Below are 1,520 nucleotides of genomic sequence, written 5' to 3'. Positions count from 1 at the left end.
GAGGCTCTGGTTGAACCCGGCGGCTTGGGGCGCGGCGTTCGTGTAGTGGAACGTGTCTTCATTCGCCTGGGCTGCGTGGTCTTGGGTGTTCCCCCAGACGGCGGAGGCGCGGTGAACGAGGTGCCCGCCGTCGATGTCATTGCGTGCGTAGACCCGCTCCCCGGTCTGCTGGTCCTCAGGTAATCGCGGGTCCAGCCGGCAGTCGATGCCTGTGCGGGGGATATTCATCAGTTTCTCGCCGTCAATGCCGAGCGCAGTGATCGCGGCCAGGCGCTTGTCCGGTCGCATGAGGACCGAGAAGCTCGTGTTGCCACAGGAACAGGTAGGAAACACGCGGGCGGTACCAGCTTCAAGTGCCCAAAGTACTAGCGAGCAGTAGATGTTTCAGCCATGACGTTTCCACCGTGTATCCCTCTAGACGGGCGGCTTTGGCAGCATCCGGGTGCTGACAGGTAGAGGACTTCCCGCGAATGCTAAGAGCGCCTCCCAAGCATCCGGCGCTGCGGACGCCGCGCCAGCTTCGAAGGCGACCGTCGCTGCGCCAATGGCCACCTCTGTCCACCCTTGAGGTGGTTTCCGAGATGCGTTGGGCGAAATTTCCACTACCCATGGCGTCAAGCTGGACGCCTGGTTCACCTTGAACGGATGGGCTGGAACACCATCATCTATCTGGATGGCGTCATTTTATTGACTGACGATGCGGCGCTGGGCAGGCCTGCACGGGTTGTCGACGTTCGGTGCCGCAGGGGTTTGCTGCCGCTCATCCGCTTCGCTATTCGCTCGAGACCGAGTCGGATCCAACCACCTGCGGTGGTCTTTCTCCTTTTCTGGTTGCAACTCTTTCTTCCGATATGAACACACTGAAATGTTCTGGATGGCTTCGAAGGATTGGTCGTTCGGCCTGTAGAAGGGACCACATCGCAACGCCACCCCGTTCCAACCCGTATCGAACCTCAACCATTCCGGAATCCCTTTATTGGCCGCCAGACATGGGTTTTGCGCAGGAATATCCCGCAGTTGGGCAGGCTTTCCGCAGGAATACCCGAGGCGAGCTTGTGCTGCTGTTAGGCGCGTTACTTTTGGGGAAGAAGTTCCGCCTGTGCTCTGGTTTTCCTTCTCATGACTTTCCGAACTGAAAGGTGGCCTTCGTGCTGCCAGTTGTGTTCCGTTGCCTCACTGTTGCCGTCGTGTCCTCCGTGCTACTTGCTGGTGTGGCACCGGCCGTGTCCGCTGCGCCACCCGTCGTGCCGGACGTGACGCTGCCCGGGACAGCGCAGACCGGGACGGACGGAGCTGCCCGATATGTGGTCCGGTACGCTCCGGGTACCGATATTGCAGCCAAGGCTCGGGCCTTGCGCGGCAAGGGGATCGGGGTGGGGCGGGAGTTCTCGAAGGCAGTGCGCGCCGCCGTCGTGACCGTCACGCCGGCCGAGGCGGCTGTCCTGGCGAATTCGCCGCAGGTGGAAGCCGTCGAGCGTGACACGGTGATGAGTATTTCGGCGACCCAGCAGCCGGCCCCG

The 1,520-nt window shown here is 61.7% G+C and carries 1 protein-coding gene and 1 pseudogene; one reads left to right on the top strand and one right to left on the bottom strand.

Translation table 11 applies throughout. The features are described from left to right. A partial coding sequence (locus tag Y705_RS0101775; RefSeq protein ID WP_275450791.1) for a DNA/RNA non-specific endonuclease occupies positions 1–333 on the bottom strand: 333 nt, incomplete at its 3' end. A gap of 815 nt (positions 334–1,148) precedes the next feature. Between Y705_RS0101775 and Y705_RS16595 the strand changes: the two are divergent. Beyond that, positions 1,149–1,520, top strand: a pseudogene (locus Y705_RS16595) (hypothetical protein); the annotation flags it as partial.

The sequence above is a fragment of the Arthrobacter sp. H41 genome (assembly GCF_000520535.1).
In the GTDB taxonomy this organism is placed as follows: Bacteria; Actinomycetota; Actinomycetes; order Actinomycetales; family Micrococcaceae; genus Arthrobacter_D.
This window is presented reverse-complemented; position numbering and strand designations above follow the sequence as displayed.